The following is a 16,656-nucleotide window of genomic DNA, read 5'->3' as shown; positions in this document are numbered from 1 at the left end:
ACTGAGAGGCATCGCGGTGGCGTTCGAAGTGACCGACGGCGAGCAGGACGGGCAGGGGGACTGGGCCGTGCTGCGTGTGTCCGGGGAGATGGACCTCGTCACCTCGCCCGTGCTCCGTCAGCGGGTGCACGAGGCGGTGGCCGACGGCCGCCGAAGTCTCGTCCTCGACCTTTCCGCCGTCGTCTTCTGCGACTCCAGCGGCGTGGGCGTACTGGTCGCCACCCGCCGTCTGATGCGCTCCTGCCGGGGACGGCTCCGGCTGATCCTCCCCGCCGACGGCCACGCGGGCGGCGGCCCGGCGGAGGGAGCGCACGTCAACCGCGTCCTCGCCGCCCTCGGGGTACGCCGTCTCTTCGACGTCCATCCGGACGTCCCCTCGGCGGTCGCGCCGGACGCGGACGACCGGGCCGACCCCCTGTCGGCCTGACGCCGCACCCCTCCCATGAGCAGTACGTACGTGTGATATGTCCCACTTGGGGTGTCCCGGCGGCCACACAGTTGTCCCGGAATTCCCGCAGTCTTGGTACAAGCGCCGCTTTCCCGCTCCGCCCGGGCCGCTGACGTCGTACGCTCCGTCCGAGAAGCACCCCACTTGACGTAAGGCGGGCCCGAGGAGACATGGTCAGCAGCGAGTACGAGCGCAGGATCGCCGCCCGGTTCGCCACCTTCGACCAGGACGGCAACGGCTGGATCGACCGCGAGGACTTCAGCGCGGCGAGCAAGGCGGTTCTCAACGAGTTCGGCACCACCGCCCGTTCGGACAAGGGCCAGGCCCTGTACGGCGGCGCCGAGGCCTTCTGGCAGGGCATGGCCGGCATAGCGGACCGGGACGGCGACCAGCGCATCACCCGGGACGAGTTCGTGAACGGCGCGGTCAAGCGGCTGCGTGACAACCCCGACCGTTTCGCCGAGATCGCCCGCCCCTTCCTGCACGCGGCCCTCGCCGTCGCGGACGCCGACGGGGACGGCAAGGCCACGGTCGAGGAGACCGCCCGGGTCCTCAAGGCCCTCGGCGCCCCCGCGGAGGTCGCCGCCGCGGCCGCGGCCACCCTCGACGCCGACGCCGACGGGAAGGTGGACGAGGTGGAGGTCGTCGACGCGTTCGCCCGCTTCTTCACCGTGCCGGAGTAACCGGAGCAGACGGGCGGCCGGGAGCGGCGAGCCTCGCCGGCCCGCCCGGTCATGAATAGCGTTCGCGCAGCTTGTACTTGAGCACCTTCCGCAGGGTCTCGTTGCGCGGAAGGGCGTCCACCGCCTCCAGTTGCTCCGGCAGTTTGTGGACGGACAGCCCTTCCGCGCGCAGCCAGTCGGTGACGTCCGGCAGCGTCAGCGCGTCGGCTCCCGGCGGCTGTTCGACGACCGCGCACACCCGTTCCCCGCGCTCCGGGTCCGGCAGCCCGATCACCGCCACGTCCTGGACGGCCGGATGCCGGTGCAGCAGGTCCTCGATCTCCTTCGCCGAGATGTTCTCGCCCTTGCGGATGATGACGTCCTTGAGGCGGCCGGTCAGCACCAGATGGCCGCTGTCGGTGAGATGCCCGAGGTCACCGGTGACGAAGAACCCGTCCGCGTCGAAGGCCGCCGCCGACTGCGCCGGGTCCACATACCCCTGGCAGACGGCCTCCCCGCGCAGCCGCACCTCCCCGTCCGGCGCGATCCGGATCTCCATCCCCTCCGGCGGCCGCCCCTCCGTCGTCGCCAGGTTCTCCGCCGAGTCGTCCGGCGCCCCCATCGTGATCATCGGCACCTCGGTCATGCCGTAGCCGTGGGTGAGCTGTACGCCCATCTCCCGTACGACGCAGTGGTAGACCTCCGGTGGCTTCGGGGCGCCGCCGCCCGCGAGCAGTCGCAGGGAGGGGATCAGCGGTTCGCCCGGCTGCTTGCGCTGCTCGGTCAGGAACATCGAGTAGAACGCCGTCGACCCGCCCGCCACCGTCACCCCGTGCTTGCGGTACGCCTCCAGCGCGGCCGGCAGCGCGAAGTGCTCGAACAGCACGGCCGGGAAGCCGTACAGCAGGAGCATCACCATGTAGTCGGGGCCGCCTATGTGCGCGTACGGGAAGGCGATCGAGCCCACGTCGTCCGCGCCGAGCCGCAGGGCGTGGGCGAGGCAGGAGCCGCCCGCGATCAGTGAACGGTCGGTGTGCAGGACGCCCTTGGGGTCGGAGGTGGTGCCCGAGGTCCAGTAGATCCAGCGGACGGAGGTGCCGTCGGCCGGTGGAGCGGGCAGTGTCGCGGGGTCGCCGTCCGGGAGGCGGTCGTACGCCTCGAAGATTCCGCGCGCCTCCAGCCGTCGGGCCATCTCCGCGTGGTCGAAGCCCCGCCACTCGCCCGGGACCGCGAAGAACTCCGCCCGGGACTCCCGGAGCGCGAAGCCGACCTCGCGGTCGCGGTAGAAGGGGATGACCGGTGACTGGACGGCGCCGACGCGGGCCAGGGCGAAGGAGAGCAGGACGGTCTCGATGCGGGTGGGCAGCTGCCAGGCGACGACCGTGCCGGGGCGTACGCCCCGGTCGTACAGCCCGGCCGCCACCCGCTCGGCGCCGGACCGCAGTTCGCCGAAGGTCAGGATGCGGTCGTCCTGGAGGAGGACGGGCCGGTCGGGGGTGAGGCCGGCGCGGCGGTCGAGGAGCTCCCAGAGGGTGCCGGACCCGCTGAGCACGGGGGCGGTCTCGGCCGCGCCGGTCGCATCGGTCGCATCGGTCGCATCGGTCACGGAGGGCCCCCTGCCGCATTCAACTGACGATGTGTCAGATCGTGGGCAGAGCGTAGGGCCGGGCGCCTTGTCGGTCCAGAGGTGCGCCACTAGCCTGCTGGAGAGGACCTAGCTGACGGTCCGTCAGAAATGGCTCGCTGGAGGGGACCCATGACCGAACTGCCCCGCATCATCAGCGTCGACGACCATGTGATCGAGCCCGCGCACCTCTTCGAGACCTGGCTGCCGGAGAAGTACCGCGACCGGGGCCCGAAGCCCCTCACTGCCGGGATCGGCGAGCTCGCGTACATCGGGGGCAAGTACCAGATCACGATGGACCCGGACGGACCGCCGACCGACTGGTGGATCTACGAGGACCTCAAGTTCCCGTACAAACGGAACATCGCGGCCGTCGGGTTCGACCGGGACGAGATGACGCTGGAGGGGATCACCCGCGCGGAGATGCGGCGCGGCTGCTGGGACCCGAAGGCGCGGCTGGCGGACATGGACCTCAACCACGTCGAGGGCTCGCTCTGCTTCCCGACCTTCCCCCGCTTCTGCGGCCAGACCTTCGCCGAGGCGCACGACAAGGAGGTCGCCCTGGCCTGCGTCCGCGCCTACAACGACTGGATGGTCGAGGAGTGGTGCGGCGACAGCGGCGGCCGGCTGATCCCGCTCTGCCTCATCCCCCTGTGGGACATCGACCTCGCGGTCGAGGAGATCGAGCGGAACGCCGCCCGGGGCGTCCGGGCCGTCACCTTCTCCGAGATCCCCACCTACCTCGGCCTGCCCTCCATCCACTCCGGCTACTGGGACCCCTTCTTCGCGGCCTGCCAGGAGACCGGCACGGTCGTCAACATGCACATCGGCTCCAGCTCCCAGATGCCGGCCGCCTCCCCCGACGCGCCCCCCGCCGTGCAGGCCTCGCTCTCCTTCAACAACGCGATGGCCTCGATGATGGACTTCCTCTTCAGCGGCGTCCTGGTGAAGTTCCCGACCCTCAAACTCGCCTACAGCGAGGGGCAGATGGGCTGGATCCCGTACGCCCTGGAACGCGCCGACGACGTCTGGGAGGAGCACCGCGCCTGGGGCGGGGTGCGCGACCTGATCCCCGAACCGCCGTCGACGTACTACTACCGGCAGATGTTCTGCTGCTTCTTCCGCGACAAGCACGGGGTCGCCTCGCTGGACGTCGTGGGCCGGGACAACGCGACCTTCGAGACCGACTACCCGCACGTCGACTCGACCTTCCCGCACACCAAGGAGGTCGCCCTCGACCATGTGAAGGGCCTCGACGACGAGACGGTCTACAAGCTGATGCGGGGGAACGCGATCCGCATGCTCGGTCTGGACTTCGACCGCGACCGCGACCGCAGCCTCGGCCTCGGCCTCGGCAAGTAGGGCTTCGGGCGATGGATCTCGCGTACAGCCCGGAGGAGGAGGCGTTCCGGGCGCGGCTGCGGGAGTGGCTGGCGAAAACGCTCCCCTCGCTGCCGCCGAAGCCGTCGCCCGACGACTGGCCGGGGCGGCGCGCCTACGACCTCGGCTGGCAGCGGACGCTGTACGACGCCGGGTACGCCGACGTCCACTGGGACGCCTCGCCGACCACCCGGCTGATCTTCCTGGAGGAGACCGAGAAGGCGGGGGCCCCGTACGTGGGCGCGGGGTTCGTCGGGCTGCTGCACGCCGGCCCCACCATCGCCGCCGAGGGCACCGCCGAACAGCGGGCGCGCTGGCTGCAGCCGATCCTGCGGGGCGAGGAGGTGTGGTGCCAGGGGTTCAGCGAACCGGACGCCGGGTCCGACCTCGCGGCGCTCCGGACGCGTGCGCGCAGGGAGGGGGACGAGTACGTCGTCAGCGGGTCCAAGATCTGGACCTCGCACGCCGAGGTCGCCGACTGGTGCGAGCTGCTGGTGCGGACGGACGGGCGGGCGCCGAAGCACCGGGGCATCTCCTGGCTGGCGATGCCGATGGACGCGCCCGGCGTGACCGTGCGGCCGCTGCGCACGCTCGCCGGGTCCACGGAGTTCGCCGAGGTGTTCCTCGACGAGGTGCGGGTGCCGGTCGCCAACCGGGTGGGAGACGAGAACGACGGGTGGCGGGTGACCATGGTGACGCTGTCGTTCGAGCGGGGCACGGCATTCGTGGGTGAAGTGGTGGCCTGCCGACGGGTGTTGGGGGAGGTCGCGAGACAGGCGCGGGCGAACGGGGTCTGGGACGACGCCGGGGTGCGGCGGCGGCTCGGGCGGTTGCACGCGGAGTTCCGGGCGCTGTGGCGGCTCACACAGTGGAACGTCAGCGGGGAGGCGGGTGCCGGGGTGGGGGCCTCGGTGTTCAAGCTGCGGTATTCGCGGGCTCGGCAGGAGCTGTACGAGGTGGCTGCGGAGGTGTTGGGGGCGGGTGCGCTCGATCTGGGGTGCGGGTGGGTTGTCGACCGCCTGAGTTCGCTGTCGTACACGATCGCGGCGGGGACGTCGGAGATTCAGCGGAACATCGTGGGGAGCGGATCTTGGGGTTGCCGAAGGGGTGGGGGACGGGGGCGCCTAGTGGGTCGGGGTGCTGAGGTGGGTTGGCGGGTGCCGGTTCGGTGGGGCCTCGCGCGGTTCCCCGCGCCCCTGAGAAGTGGTCGGTGGTGAAGAGGGGCTGTGGCTTGTGCGGTTTCGACTGACCGAGGATCAGAGGGTGTTGAAGAGCGGCTTCCGGGAGGTGCTGGCTCGGCGCTTCGGGGCGGAGGTTGCGGGCCGCCGTCGACGGGGGCGGCGGGCTGGATCGGGGGCTGTGGCGGAGTGGGGGAGGTGGGGTTGTTCTCCTTGCGGCTGGCCGAGGACGGGGGGGTCGGCCTCGGGGTGCCGGAGGCCGTGTTGGTGTTCGAGGAGGCGGGGCGCGCACTGTTGCCCGGGCCGCTCGTGGCCACCCATCTCGCGGCGGGCGCGGTGCCGGGCGCGGCGACGGGGGAGACCGTGGTGACCGCTGTCGGGGGTGGCGGTCTGGTGGAGTGGCTGGACGAGGCCGATGTGGTGACCGGGGACGCGGCCGGGGCCGTACCGCTGCGATCGGTGGATCCGCTGACGCCGTTGCACCGGGTGCCGGGGAGCCGTTCCGCCGTCCGTCCTGATGATCTGTTCGTACTGCTCACCGCCGCGGAGCAGTTGGGCACGGCCGTGCGGGCCTGCGAGGCCGCCGTGCAACACGCCCGGACCCGGGAGCAGTTCGGGCGACCGGTCGGCGCCTTCCAGGCGGTCAAGCACCTCTGCGCCGAACTGCTGGTCCGGGTGGAGGTCGCGCGGGTGGCGGTGTACGCGGCGGCCGTGACCCTGGACCCCGTCGACATCGCGGCGGCCAGGCTGCTGGCCGACGAGGCGGCGGTGCGCGGGGCCCGCGACTCCCATCAGGTCCACGGCGGTTCGGGGTTCACCTGGGAGGCCGACGTACACCTGTGTCTGAAGCGTGCGTGGGTGCGGGCGGAACGTGGCGGATCGACCACCGAGAGTGAGGAGATGTTGGCTGGAGAACTGCTGATCGACGCGAGTTGAGGGTGCTGACCAGGGCGGGAAGGGGAATGCGTGGCAGCCGCCCGGTCGAATGTCGCGGATCGTGGCATACCGGAATTACCGAGCGTTGATATCGTGTTGTGTCCTAGGCGTGACTTGTCACGGCCTGGAGTCGGAGTCCCGCTCCGGTACCTTCTGGTGGATGCGAGTGGTTCCGAGGTCGAGCCGAGTCGGTGTTGCCCCTGTGGCGGCCCCGGATCCAGCGGTGCCCGGCGCTCGTGAAGTGGGCCGGAGTCTCGACGCCCCGGTCTGTTCGACTCCCCGCGATGAGCGTCGCACAGTATGTCGTATGCGTACTCCTTCGCGCTGGAATATGCCCGAAGCGCTTGTTGGGGTGACTGTACGTCAACCATGCTGTCCTGTAAGGGGATCACGTTCCGTGATCCCGGTGTCGATGGTGTCGACGGCGGTGGCGTCGGCCAGGCAGCAGATGACCACGATCGTGGCCCCAGAGGGGCGTGCGGCGATGTGTCCGCCGGTTCGGATGGTGTGAGCGGTGCAGGTGCTTCAAGTGCAGCTGGAGATCCGGCCCGACCCCGCAGAGGTGGGTCGTGCACGGAGATGGGCCCGTGCACGGCTCTCCGGGTCCGGTATAGGGGACGACGAGCCGCTCGCCGAGACGCTGATCCTCCTCGTCTCCGAGCTGGTCACCAACGCGGTCGTGCACACCGGGCGTCCGGCGCTGCTGCGGCTGCTGCTGTCCGGCCTCCGTGACGGCGTGATCGGCAAGGTCCGCCTGGAGGTCGTCGACGGCAGCGCGTGTCCGCCGGCCCCGCGGTGCGCCGACGGGGACGAGACGGGCGGGCGCGGCCTCGCCCTCGTCGACGTCCTCGCGGACCGCTGGGGCTGGAGCCACGAGGGCGTCGGCAAACGGATCTGGTGCGAACTGGACCGGGTGGTGCCGGGGACTTCGGGGGCGGCGAGCGGTGTGGGCGCGTCGGGCTTCGGGGGCGGTGGCGGCGTGGTGACTCCCGCGGTCCATCCGGCGTGCGGTGCGGTCACGGGGGTGGCGGCGGTGGCCCGGGAGAGCCTGGCGGTGCGCGAGGGGTTGGCGTACGAGGAGTTGGCGTACGAGGTGGTGTAGCCCGGGGTGAGGGGCAGGGGCGAAGCCCCTGCTCAAGGGGCGCGGGGAACTGCGCGATCAGCCACATACCGCCTGCGGTCGCGCGGTGAGGCGCACTCCCGAGTCGGCAGGCGCACTCGGTCACCTACATGCGCGCCGCACGCGCCTGCGCGTGAGCGCACGGCGTTGTTCGGTCCCCGGCGGCAGCCGATCCGTGCGCCGGGACGTGCTTCCGTACGCACCGCCGCGACGCCGGTTCCACACGGCTGAGCCCCCGACGGTGTTGACGCGCCATGTCCGTTTGATCACGCTTGTGTTCAGCGATTCGCCGCGAGGGGACGACGAGGGTCACGGTGACGGAGGCCCTCGACGAGTGTGGGTCGTGATTCGGCACCGGCTCCCCGCAGGGCCCGGGGAAACAAGGGCGGGTACGCCGAAGCCGGATGGCGGCGCGCGGTGCCGTGCGGGACGTTCGAGACACCCGCTCCGGGCGGGCGGCGCGCCGCCAGTCGGCCTGCGCGTGCCCGCGGGAGGCGGGCCTACAGGATGGCGATCGGTGCCACCGGTGTGCCCGTCGCCCCGACGAACGGCTCCGGCATCGCCGAGAGCAGGAAGTCGTACCGCCCCAGTTGTCCACAGGCTGTGGACAACTCCTCCAGGTTCCAGTTCTGGCCCTGCGGCATGCCCATCTCGACCAGGTCGAGCGCGTGCACCGGCAGCCACAGGTCCTCGACCTCCGGAGGGAAGATCTCGAACGTCAGGGTGTCATTGGCGACGGCCGCGACATCACGCGCGTGGAACCACTCGGGGGTACGCAGCGACAGCCCCGGCGACGGGAACGCGTACGCGTGCTTGTCCCCGGCGAGGTAGGACCGGATCTGCCCGGTGCGGACCAGTACGATGTCGCCCGCGCGGACCCGGGTGCCCGCCAACTCCTCGGCGGCGTCCAGGTCTTCCGGGGTGACGGCGTGGCCGCCGGGCAGCCGGTCGTCGGCCAGCCCCAGGGCGCTCGGAACGTCCAGCAGGACGCCGCGCGAGACGATGTGCCGCGCCTTGTCGATACCGGCGAAGGCCGCGCCGCCGTGCGGGGTGATCGTGTCCGCGGGGCGGCCGTTGTAGATCCGGCCCGAGTGCGAAACATGGGTGAGCGCGTCCCAGTGGGTGGCCGACTGGAGCCCCATGGTCACCGCGTCGTCGCTGCACGCGACCGTGCCGGGGCCGAAGATCTCCTGGTTGATCTGCACCATCGCGTGCAGCGGATTGACCCGGCCCGGCATCATCCCCGTCTGCACGCCGTCCTGCTGCAGGGGCAGCGCGAGCGGCACGCGGCGACCGGAACGCACCGAGGCGGCGGCCTGCCGGACGACCTCGTCGGTGATCAGGTTGAGTGTGCCGATCTCGTCGTCCGCCCCCCAACGCCCCCAGTTGTTCACGCGCTTGGCGATGTCCGTGAACGCGGCGAACTCCGTGGGTGATGACATCGGGCCTCCCCGGGGGCTTGTGGTGGCGTATCCGGCGGGTCGTAGAATCGCCGTACGAGCAAATCTAACGACCCGTCAGATAACAGTGCATCAGATGTACGGCATCGGGTAGCGGTCCGGCGGACAGCGGTTCGCCGGGTGACGTGATGAGGGGAAGGGCTCGGGGTGGGACATTTCCTGGCAGGCAAGGTCGTCGCCGTCACCGGAGCGGGGCGGGGGATCGGCCGGGCGGTCGCCCTCGGCGCCGCCGCCGAGGGAGCGCGGGTCGTCGTCAACGACTACGGCGTCTCCGTCGACGGCTCCGAACCCACCAGCTCCGTCGCAGAGGCCGTCGTCAAGGAGATCGAGGCCGCCGGGGGCGGGGCGGTCGCCGTCGCCGACGACATCTCCACGATGGCCGGCGGGCAGCGGGTCGTGGACACGGCGGTCGAGACGTACGGACGGATCGACGGCGTCGTGTGCGTCGCCGGGATCCTGCGGGAGCGGATGCTGTTCAACATGGCCGAGGAGGAGTGGGATCCGGTGATCGCCACGCATCTCAAGGGCACCTTCACCGTGTTCCGGGCCGCGTCCGCCGTCATGCGCAAGCAGCGGGCCGGGACCCTGATCGGGTTCACCAGCGGCAACCACCAGGGGTCCGTCTCGCAGGCCAACTACAGCGCGGCCAAGGGCGGGATCATCTCGCTGGTGCGCAGCGCCGCGCTCGGCCTGCACCGGTACGGGGTGACCGCGAACGCGGTGGCGCCGGTCGCGCGTACGCGGATGTCGGCGGGGGTGCCGATGGAACTGACCGAGATCGGCGAGCCGGAGGAGGTGGCCGCGTTCGTGGTGTACCTGCTGTCCGAGCGGGCCCGGGAGGCCGGGATCACCGGGCAGGTGTACACGGTCGCCGGGCCGAAGATCGCGGTGTGGGCACAGCCGCGGGAGTTGCGTGCCGCGTACGCCGAAGGGGGCTGGACGCCGGAGCGGATCGCGGAGTTCCTGCCGGGGGCGGTGGGGGTGGATCCGATGCCGATGCTGGAGCGGGTGGAGGGATGGCTCGTGCGGCGGCGGCTGGGGAGCGGCCGAACGCGTGAGGGGGTGGGGGTCGGGGTGCGTCGGCGGGTGCGGGTGCGTGGGGGCTGGTCGCGCAGTTCCCCGCGCCCTGAAAGCAGGGGCTGCGCCCCGTGCTTTTCGGGTCCGTCGCCGGTCGCCTTTCAGGGCCACGGGGGCCGAGTCGTTCAGGGCCGCGGGGAACTGCGCGAGAAGCCCCCACGCACCCGCACCCGACAACGCACCCGACAACGCACCCGGACTCACCCACCACGCACCACCATCAGCTCGGCGGTCATCTTGGAGGCGGCATGGACTTCGGGTTCGATGATGAGGACGAGGCCTTCCGGGCGGACGCGCGGGCCTGGCTGGGGGCGCACGCCGGGGTGCACGCGGAGCGGCGCGCCTGGGAGCGGACGCTCGGCGCCGCCGGGTGGATCGGGCTCGGCTGGAGCGAGGGCGGGTACGGGAACCGGACGGCCACGCTCGTCCAACAGGTGGTGTGGGCCGAGGAGTACGCGCGGGCGGACGTACCCGCCCGCTCCGGGCACATCGGGGAGAAGCTGCTCGCGCCGACGCTGATCGCGTTCGGCAGCGAGGAACAGAGGCGGCGGTTCCTGCCGGCGATCGCGCGCGGCGACGAACTCTGGTGCCAGGGGTACAGCGAGCCCGGCGCCGGGTCCGACCTGGCCGGTGTGCGGACGAAGGCGGAGCGGGCGGGGGACGGGTCGTACCGGATCACCGGGCAGAAGATCTGGACCTCGCTCGCCCACGAGGCCGACTGGTGCTTCGTGCTGGCCCGGACCGAGGTGGGCTCCGAGCGGCACCACGGGCTGTCGCTGCTGCTCGTGCCGATGGACCAGCCGGGGCGGATCGAGGTGCGGCCCATCCGGCAGATGACTGGGACGAGCGAGTTCAACGAGGTGTTCTTCGACGGGGCGCACGCCCGCGCGGAGCATGTCGTCGGGGGCGACGGGAACGGCTGGCGGGTCGCCATGGGCCTGCTCGGCTTCGAACGCGGGGTCTCGACGCTCGCTCAACAGATCGGGTTCGAGCAGGAGTTGGGCAGCGTCGTGCGGGCCGCCGTGGACAGCGGGGCGGTGGACGACGCCGTCGTACGCGATCGACTCGTGCGGCAGTGGGCCGAGTTGAAGACCATGCGGTGGAACGCCCTGCGGACGCTCGGCGGGGCGGAGGGCGGAGCGGAGCCGGGCGCGCCGAGTGTGGCCAAGTTGCTGTGGGGGCGGTGGCACCGGCGACTCGGGGAGCTGGCGATGGAGGTGCGGGGCGCGGAGGCGGCCGTCGGCCCACGGGAGTGGTCGGCGGCGGAGCCGTACGCACTGGACCCGTCGCAGCAGTTGTTCCTGTTCAGCCGGGCCGACACCATCTACGGCGGTTCGGACGAGGTGCAGCGCACGATCATCGCCGAGCGGGTGCTCGGTCTGCCGAGGGAGCCGAGAGGCTGAGAACACCGAAGGGTGGAGGCCATGCGCGGAGTGGTGTTCGACGGGAAGCGGGCCGAGGTCGTCGACGATCTGGCCGTGCGGGAGCCGGGGCCCGGTGAGGTGCGGGTCGCGATCGCGGCCGCCGGCCTCTGCCACAGCGATCTGTCGGTGGTGGACGGGACCATCCCGTTCCCCGTTCCGGTGGTGCTCGGGCATGAGGGGCCGGGGTGGTCGTGGAGGTGGGGGCGGGGTCCGGCACGTCCGGCCCGGGGACCACGTCGCCCTGTCCACCCTCGCCAACTGCGGGGCCTGCGCCGACTGCGACCGGGGGCGTCCGACCATGTGCCGGCGGGCGATCGGGCGGCCCACACGGCCGTTCTCGCGGGGCGGCCGGGAGGTGTTCCAGTTCGCCGCCAACTCCGCCTTCGCGGAGCAGACGGTGGTCAAGGCCGTGCAGGCCGTACGGATACCGGAGGACATCCCCTTGACCTCCGCCGCGCTGATCGGGTGCGGGGTGCTGACCGGCGTGGGGGCCGTGCTCAACCGGGCCCGCGTCGACCGGGGGGAGAGTGTCGTCGTCATCGGGGCCGGCGGGATCGGGCTCAACGTGGTGCAGGGCGCGCGGCTCGCGGGCGCTACGCGGATCGTCGCCGTGGACGCGAATCCGGAGAAGGAGGGGGTGGCGCGGCGGTTCGGCGCCACGCACTTCCTGACGTCCGTGGACGGGGTGCGGGACATCCTCCCGACCGGCGCCGACCACGCGTTCGAGTGCGTCGGGCGGGTCGACCTCATCCGCCAGGCCGTCGACCTGCTGGACCGGCACGGGCAGGCGATCCTGCTCGGGGTGCCGGCCGCGACCGCCGAGGCGTCCTTCCTCGTCTCCTCCCTCTACCTGGACAAGGCGATCCTGGGCTGCCGCTACGGGTCGTCGCGGCCGCAGCGTGACATCGCCCTCTACGCCGACCTGTACCGGGAGGGGCGACTGCTCCTGGACGAGCTGGTCACGGCCACCTATCCGGTGGAGGACTTCGCGAAGGCGGCGGAGGACGCGGGGAGGGCGGGTGGCCCGGGCGGTGCTCACGTTCTGAGGGGCTTGGGGTTTGCGACAGGGGTGGTGGCTGCGACAGCGGCGGTGGCGGGCGCGTTCGACGCGCTGCTGGGTGAGCCACTGGCCCGGGCTGATGTCGACCTCCTCGCGGAAGCGGCGGGTGAACGTGCGCACGGACATGGACTCCCGCGCGGCGGTCGTGGTCGCGGTCTGAGGCTCGGGCAGCGGGCGCTGGATGTGCCGTTATGAGCAGCGTATGAGCCAGGGTCCTGGTTCGCGCGGCATGCACTCGAAGGAGTGGTGCCCGCCTCCGGCCTCAGGCCCTGAGCTCCCCGAAGCGGCCCCGGTGGAACAGCAGCGGTGGTGTCGCTTCGGTGTCGGCGCCCAGGGACTCCACGCGACCCACCACGATCAGGTGGTCGCCGCCGGGGTGCACGGCCTGGATCGTGCAGTCGATCCAGGCGGGGGCGCCGGTGAGGCGGGGAGAGCCCGTCGCGGGGGCCGGGGTGTGGTCGACGCCGGCGAACTTGTCCGCGCCGCTCACCGCGAAGCGCCGGCACAACTCGCCCTGGTCCGCGCCGAGTACGTTCACACAGAACACACCCGCGCGGGCGATCAGGGGCCAGGTCGTCGACGTACGGCCGACCATGAAGACGACGAGGGGCGGGTCGAGGGAGAGCGCGGAGAAGGACTGGCAGGCGAAGCCGGCGGGGCGGTCGGAGAGTTGCCCGGGGAGGTCGCCGCCCGCGTGCGCGCCGGTGCGCTCACTGGGACGCGTGCCGGTGCGCTCCCCTGGCCGCGTGCCGGTGCGTTCACCGGGGTGCGCCTCGGAGGCGTCTGCCGGTGGGGTCCCCGGGGCCGTGATCACCGTGACGCCCGTCGCGAAGTGGCCCAGGACGCGGCGGAACTCGGCCTGGTCGACCGGTGCCCGCTCGTGCTCGCCGACGCAGCGCAGGTCCGGGCGGGGCAGGGCATCGACGACCGGGGGCGCGTGCGCCGCCCCACGGCCCCTGTCCGCCGGGGCCGCTCTCAGATAGCGGACGGCGGCGGCCGCCATTCCCGCGTGTCCCATCACGTGAGCCATTAGAGCTGACGGACCGTCAGAAGTGAAGGCTCGTGCCGAGGCTCCTCGGCGACCCGTACCCGTGCTCGCCTCGGCCGTCAGCGGCCCTCGAAGCGCGGTGTCCGTCGTTCCACGAAGCTCGCCACGCCCTCCTGGGCGTCGGCCGTCGTCATGTTGATCTCCTGCGCGGCGGCCTCGGCGGCGAAGGCGGTGGCGCGGTCGGTGTCGAGGGAGGTGTTGACCAGGTGCTTGGTCGAAGCAAGGGCCCGGGTCGGGCCGGCGGCCAGGCGTTCCGCCCACTCGCGGGCCGTCTTCTCCAGGTCCTGGGCGGGGACGACCCGGTTGACGAGGCCGAGGCGCTCCGCCTCGGCGGCGGACAGGGCGTCGCCGAAGAACATCAGCTCCTTCGCCCGCTGCGGGCCGATGAGGCGGGGCAGCAGATACGCGCCGCCTCCGTCGGGGACCAGCCCGCGCCGGACGAACACCTCGATGAAACGGGCCTCTTCGGCCGCCAGGACCAGGTCGCAGGCGAGGGCGAGGTGCGCGCCGATACCGGCCGCGGTGCCGTTCACCGCCGCGATCACCGGCTTCTCGCAGTCGAGTACGGCCGCGATCAGGCGCTGGGCGCCGAGCCGGATGACGCGCGCGACGTCGCCGGGCACCCGCTCCCCGCCGTCCGTCGCCGAGCCCCGCAGATCCGCGCCCGCGCAGAAGCCGCGGCCCGTGGCCGTGATCACCACCGCGCGCACGGCGTGGTCGGCGGAGGCCTCCGAAAGGAGTCGGATGAGGTGTTCTCGCTGGTCGGAGGTGAGGGCGTTCATCGCCTCGGGGCGGTTGAGCGTGATCCACGAGACGGCGTTGTCAGTGGCGTGCCGTATCAATGAGTCACGGGATTTTTCGGGATGTTCAAGGGGGGAAGCGGACATGTGGGTGCTCCGATTCTTGCGGAGGGTGATGGTTGTCCTGGGTGTGTGGGGCGCCTTCCTCGCGCGTCGGCGCTCAGCGGCACACCGCCAGTGCGTCCAGGGCCACCGCCCCCTGCCCCCTCGGCAGCACCATCAGGGGGTTGATGTCCAGCTCCGCTATCCGGTCCCCGAGTTCGAGCGCCATGCGCTGCACGCGGAGCACGACCTCCACGAGGGCGTCCACATCGGACGGGGGAGCCCCGCGGACCCCGTCCAGCAGGGCCCGCCCGCGCAGTTCGGCGAGCATGGCGTGGGCCTGGTCCTCGCCGAAGGGCGGCACCCGTACGGCGGAGTCGCGGAGCACCTCCACGAGGACACCACCGAGGCCGACGGTGACCGTGGGCCCGAAGAGGTCGTCGTGGGTCACGCCCACGACCATCTCCACGCCCCGCTCCACCATCTGGCAGACCAGCACCCCGTCGAGGGAGACGTCCTCGTAGCGGGCGATGTCGGTGAGTTCGCGATAGGCGTCGCGGATCTGGCTCGCGGAGGTCAGGCCGATCTTCACCAGGCCGAGCTCCGTCTTGTGGGCGATGCTCGCGCCGGACGCCTTCATCACCACCGGGTAGCCGACGAGGCTCGCCGCGCGTACGGCCGCCGCCGCACTGGTCACCAACTGCTCGCGCGGCACCCGGATGCCGTACGCCCGCAGCAACTGCTTGGCCGCGTGCTCGCTCAGTTGCTGCCCCGGACGCATCAGCGCCTGCGCCTTGCGGAAGGAGGGCGAGGGGGAGCGGGGTGCCTCGTCGAAGGGCGAGCGGTAGGCGGCCGTGAAGCGGGAGTGGTCGAGGTGGGCGCGGACGGCCGTGATGCAGTTGGCGAAGGTGCGGAAGGTCGCCACCCGGGACGACCCGAGCAGCGTCTCGCGGTACGCGGCCTCGGTGCCCACCGGCGACCCCCACACCACGCAGACCAGCTTGTCCGTCCGCTCCGCCGCGTCCACCAGGTCCTGGGCGAGCTTGTCGCTCATGGGCGGGAAGGGGCCGGTGATGGGGCAGATCAGCACCCCCACCTCCGGGTCGTCGAGGATCGCGTCGAGGATGCGGGGGCCGCGCCAGTCGCCCACCGGGTGGCCGCCGTTGTCGACGGGGTTGGCCACGCTCAGATAGTCGGGGATCCACTGGTGCAGCTCGGCCTGCTTGGCCTCGGAGAGCGTGGGGAGGGGCAGTCCGGCCTCGGTGGCCAGGTCGGCGAAGTGCGCGCCCGTGCCGCCCGAGATCGAATAGACGACGACGCCTTCGGGTCGCGGTACGGCCGACCCCGGGACGCGCGGTCGCCGGGCCCTGGCCAAGAGGGTCGCCGTGTCCTGGAGTTCGTCGAGCCCGTCGACGCGGATCACTCCGAACTGGCGCATCGCCGCGTCGACGACCGTGTCCGCGCCGGTGAGCTTGCCGGTGTGGGAGGCGGCGGTGCGGGCGCCGGTCTCGGTGCGGCCGACCTTGACGGCGACGACGGGGACACCGCGCCGGGCGGCACGGTCGGCGGCGAGGAGGAAGGCGCGGCCGTCCTTGAGGCCCTCGACGTACGCGGCGATGGCGCCCACCTCGGGGCGTTCGGCGAAGTAGGAGATGAAGTCGGCGGTCTCCAGGTCGGCCTCGTTGCCGGTGGGGGCCCAGTGGGAGAGGCGGATGCCGAGTTCCTGGAGGGAGAAGACGGGGCGGCCCTGGTGGCCGGACTGGGTGATCAGCGCGATCGCCGGGCCGTCGAGGTCGTCGCGGAAGCGCTCGAAGGCGTTGAGGTTGGTGTTGGGGCCGAGCAGCCGCAGGCCGTCGGCCCGGGCCACGGCGGCGGCCAGCCGCTCCTGGGCGGCGGCACCCTCCGCGCCGGTCTCGGCGAAACCGGAGGCGAAGGCGACGGCGAACTTCACCTTGGCCTCGGCCAGTTCGCCGATCACGGGGAGGGGGTCGGAGACGAGGAGGACGGCGAGGTCGACCTGTTCGGGCAGCGCGGCGACGCAAGGGGCACAAGGGATGCCGAAGACCGACTCCCGGGTGGGGTGCACGGGGTGGAGCCGGGCGCCCACGCGTTCGGACCAGGCGAGCAGTTGGCGGGTGATCCCGGTGTTGGGCCGGCCTTCCGCGTCCGACGCGCCGACGACGGCCACGGACTCCGGGCGGAAGAAACGGTCCAGATCGGGTACGTCGGCGTACAACGGGCGTCCGCTGACATCGAGGTCGCCGGCCTCGGCGGGTCTGCCGTGCACGACCTGTGCGGGGTGCTCGCCGCACGCGATGGCCCGGGCCCGGCGGGAGTCGGTGGTGAGGGTGCCGTGGGTTGATCCAAGCATCGGTCCGCCCGCTCCTGTGTGACAGC

At 72.1% G+C, this 16,656-nt stretch carries 10 protein-coding genes and 5 pseudogenes; 9 read left to right on the top strand and 6 right to left on the bottom strand.

Annotated elements, in window-relative coordinates; translation table 11 throughout:
* The first annotated feature begins 10 nt into the window (after positions 1-10).
* Together E4N62_RS37125 and E4N62_RS37120 are read left to right on the top strand one after the other, a co-directional pair.
* Positions 11-427, top strand: a complete 417-nt coding sequence (locus E4N62_RS37125; protein ID WP_230221736.1) for an STAS domain-containing protein — start codon at positions 11-13, stop codon at positions 425-427.
* Between the two features lie 191 nt (positions 428-618).
* On the top strand, positions 619-1,131 hold the full coding sequence (locus E4N62_RS37120) for an EF-hand domain-containing protein (protein ID WP_230221615.1): 513 nt from the start codon (positions 619-621) through the stop codon (positions 1,129-1,131).
* A gap of 49 nt (positions 1,132-1,180) precedes the next feature.
* Here the strand turns inward: E4N62_RS37120 and E4N62_RS37115 are convergent, their stop codons facing one another.
* Positions 1,181-2,662 carry a class I adenylate-forming enzyme family protein gene (locus E4N62_RS37115; RefSeq protein WP_230221733.1) on the bottom strand — a complete coding sequence of 494 codons (1,482 nt, stop codon included), beginning with the start codon at positions 2,660-2,662 and terminating at the stop codon, positions 1,181-1,183.
* A gap of 204 nt (positions 2,663-2,866) precedes the next feature.
* On the opposite strand from E4N62_RS37115, the gene E4N62_RS37110 reads away from it, so the two are divergent.
* The 4 genes and pseudogenes from E4N62_RS37110 (at position 2,867) to E4N62_RS37095 (ending at position 7,330) form a co-directional block, all read left to right on the top strand.
* Entirely contained in the window at positions 2,867-4,096 is a 1,230-nt protein-coding gene (locus E4N62_RS37110; RefSeq protein ID WP_230221613.1) for an amidohydrolase family protein, read from the top strand.
* Positions 4,097-4,107: 11 nt separating this feature from the next.
* Positions 4,108-5,258: pseudogene (locus E4N62_RS37105) on the top strand (acyl-CoA dehydrogenase family protein).
* A gap of 89 nt (positions 5,259-5,347) precedes the next feature.
* Positions 5,348-6,228, top strand: a pseudogene (locus E4N62_RS37100) (acyl-CoA dehydrogenase family protein).
* Positions 6,229-6,757: 529 nt separating this feature from the next.
* A complete protein-coding gene (locus E4N62_RS37095; protein WP_230221731.1) occupies positions 6,758-7,330 on the top strand; it encodes an ATP-binding protein in 573 nt (190 codons plus the stop codon).
* A 518-nt stretch (positions 7,331-7,848) separates the two neighbouring features.
* On the opposite strand, the gene E4N62_RS37090 is transcribed toward E4N62_RS37095, so the two are convergent.
* Positions 7,849-8,790, bottom strand: a complete 942-nt coding sequence (locus tag E4N62_RS37090; RefSeq protein WP_230221611.1) for a cyclase family protein — start codon at positions 8,788-8,790, stop codon at positions 7,849-7,851.
* A 165-nt stretch (positions 8,791-8,955) separates the two neighbouring features.
* On the opposite strand from E4N62_RS37090, the pseudogene E4N62_RS37085 reads away from it, so the two are divergent.
* The 3 genes and pseudogenes from E4N62_RS37085 (at position 8,956) to E4N62_RS37075 (ending at position 12,355) form a co-directional block, all read left to right on the top strand.
* Positions 8,956-9,866 (top strand): annotated as a pseudogene (locus tag E4N62_RS37085) (SDR family NAD(P)-dependent oxidoreductase).
* Positions 9,867-10,133: 267 nt separating this feature from the next.
* Positions 10,134-11,288 carry an acyl-CoA dehydrogenase family protein gene (locus E4N62_RS37080; RefSeq protein WP_230221609.1) on the top strand — a complete coding sequence of 385 codons (1,155 nt, stop codon included), beginning with the start codon at positions 10,134-10,136 and terminating at the stop codon, positions 11,286-11,288.
* 21 nt (positions 11,289-11,309) lie between these two features.
* Positions 11,310-12,355, top strand: a pseudogene (locus E4N62_RS37075) (alcohol dehydrogenase catalytic domain-containing protein).
* A 44-nt stretch (positions 12,356-12,399) separates the two neighbouring features.
* Here the strand turns inward: E4N62_RS37075 and E4N62_RS37070 are convergent.
* The 4 genes and pseudogenes from E4N62_RS37070 to E4N62_RS37055 form a co-directional block, all read right to left on the bottom strand.
* Positions 12,400-12,558: pseudogene (locus E4N62_RS37070) on the bottom strand (helix-turn-helix domain-containing protein); the annotation flags it as partial.
* A 73-nt stretch (positions 12,559-12,631) separates the two neighbouring features.
* Entirely contained in the window at positions 12,632-13,387 is a 756-nt protein-coding gene (locus E4N62_RS37065; protein ID WP_308186118.1) for a flavin reductase family protein, read from the bottom strand.
* Positions 13,388-13,476: 89 nt separating this feature from the next.
* Positions 13,477-14,304 carry an enoyl-CoA hydratase/isomerase family protein gene (locus E4N62_RS37060; RefSeq protein ID WP_230221604.1) on the bottom strand — a complete coding sequence of 276 codons (828 nt, stop codon included), beginning with the start codon at positions 14,302-14,304 and terminating at the stop codon, positions 13,477-13,479.
* A gap of 73 nt (positions 14,305-14,377) precedes the next feature.
* On the bottom strand, positions 14,378-16,630 hold the full coding sequence (locus E4N62_RS37055) for an acetate--CoA ligase family protein (protein ID WP_230221601.1): 2,253 nt from the start codon (positions 16,628-16,630) through the stop codon (positions 14,378-14,380).
* Between the last annotated feature and the right edge of the window lie 26 nt (positions 16,631-16,656).

This window comes from Streptomyces sp. MNU76 (assembly GCF_020982545.1).
GTDB lineage: Bacteria > Actinomycetota > Actinomycetes > Streptomycetales > Streptomycetaceae > Streptomyces.
The sequence above is the reverse complement of the archived record's forward strand: the minus strand, read 5'-3'. Positions and strand labels throughout refer to the sequence as shown.

Excerpts from the sequence above, each read along its gene's own strand:
- E4N62_RS37120 (WP_230221615.1), top strand. The coding sequence starts at position 619 with ATGGTCAGCAGCGAGTACGAGCGCAGGATCGCCGCCCGGTTCGCCACC.
- E4N62_RS37110 (WP_230221613.1), top strand. The coding sequence starts at position 2,867 with ATGACCGAACTGCCCCGCATCATCAGCGTCGACGACCATGTGATCGAG.
- E4N62_RS37090 (WP_230221611.1), bottom strand. The coding sequence starts at position 8,790 with ATGTCATCACCCACGGAGTTCGCCGCGTTCACGGACATCGCCAAGCGC.
- E4N62_RS37080 (WP_230221609.1), top strand. The coding sequence starts at position 10,134 with ATGGACTTCGGGTTCGATGATGAGGACGAGGCCTTCCGGGCGGACGCG.
- E4N62_RS37065 (WP_308186118.1), bottom strand. The coding sequence starts at position 13,387 with ATGGGACACGCGGGAATGGCGGCCGCCGCCGTCCGCTATCTGAGAGCG.
- E4N62_RS37060 (WP_230221604.1), bottom strand. The coding sequence starts at position 14,304 with ATGTCCGCTTCCCCCCTTGAACATCCCGAAAAATCCCGTGACTCATTG.
- E4N62_RS37055 (WP_230221601.1), bottom strand. The coding sequence starts at position 16,630 with ATGCTTGGATCAACCCACGGCACCCTCACCACCGACTCCCGCCGGGCC.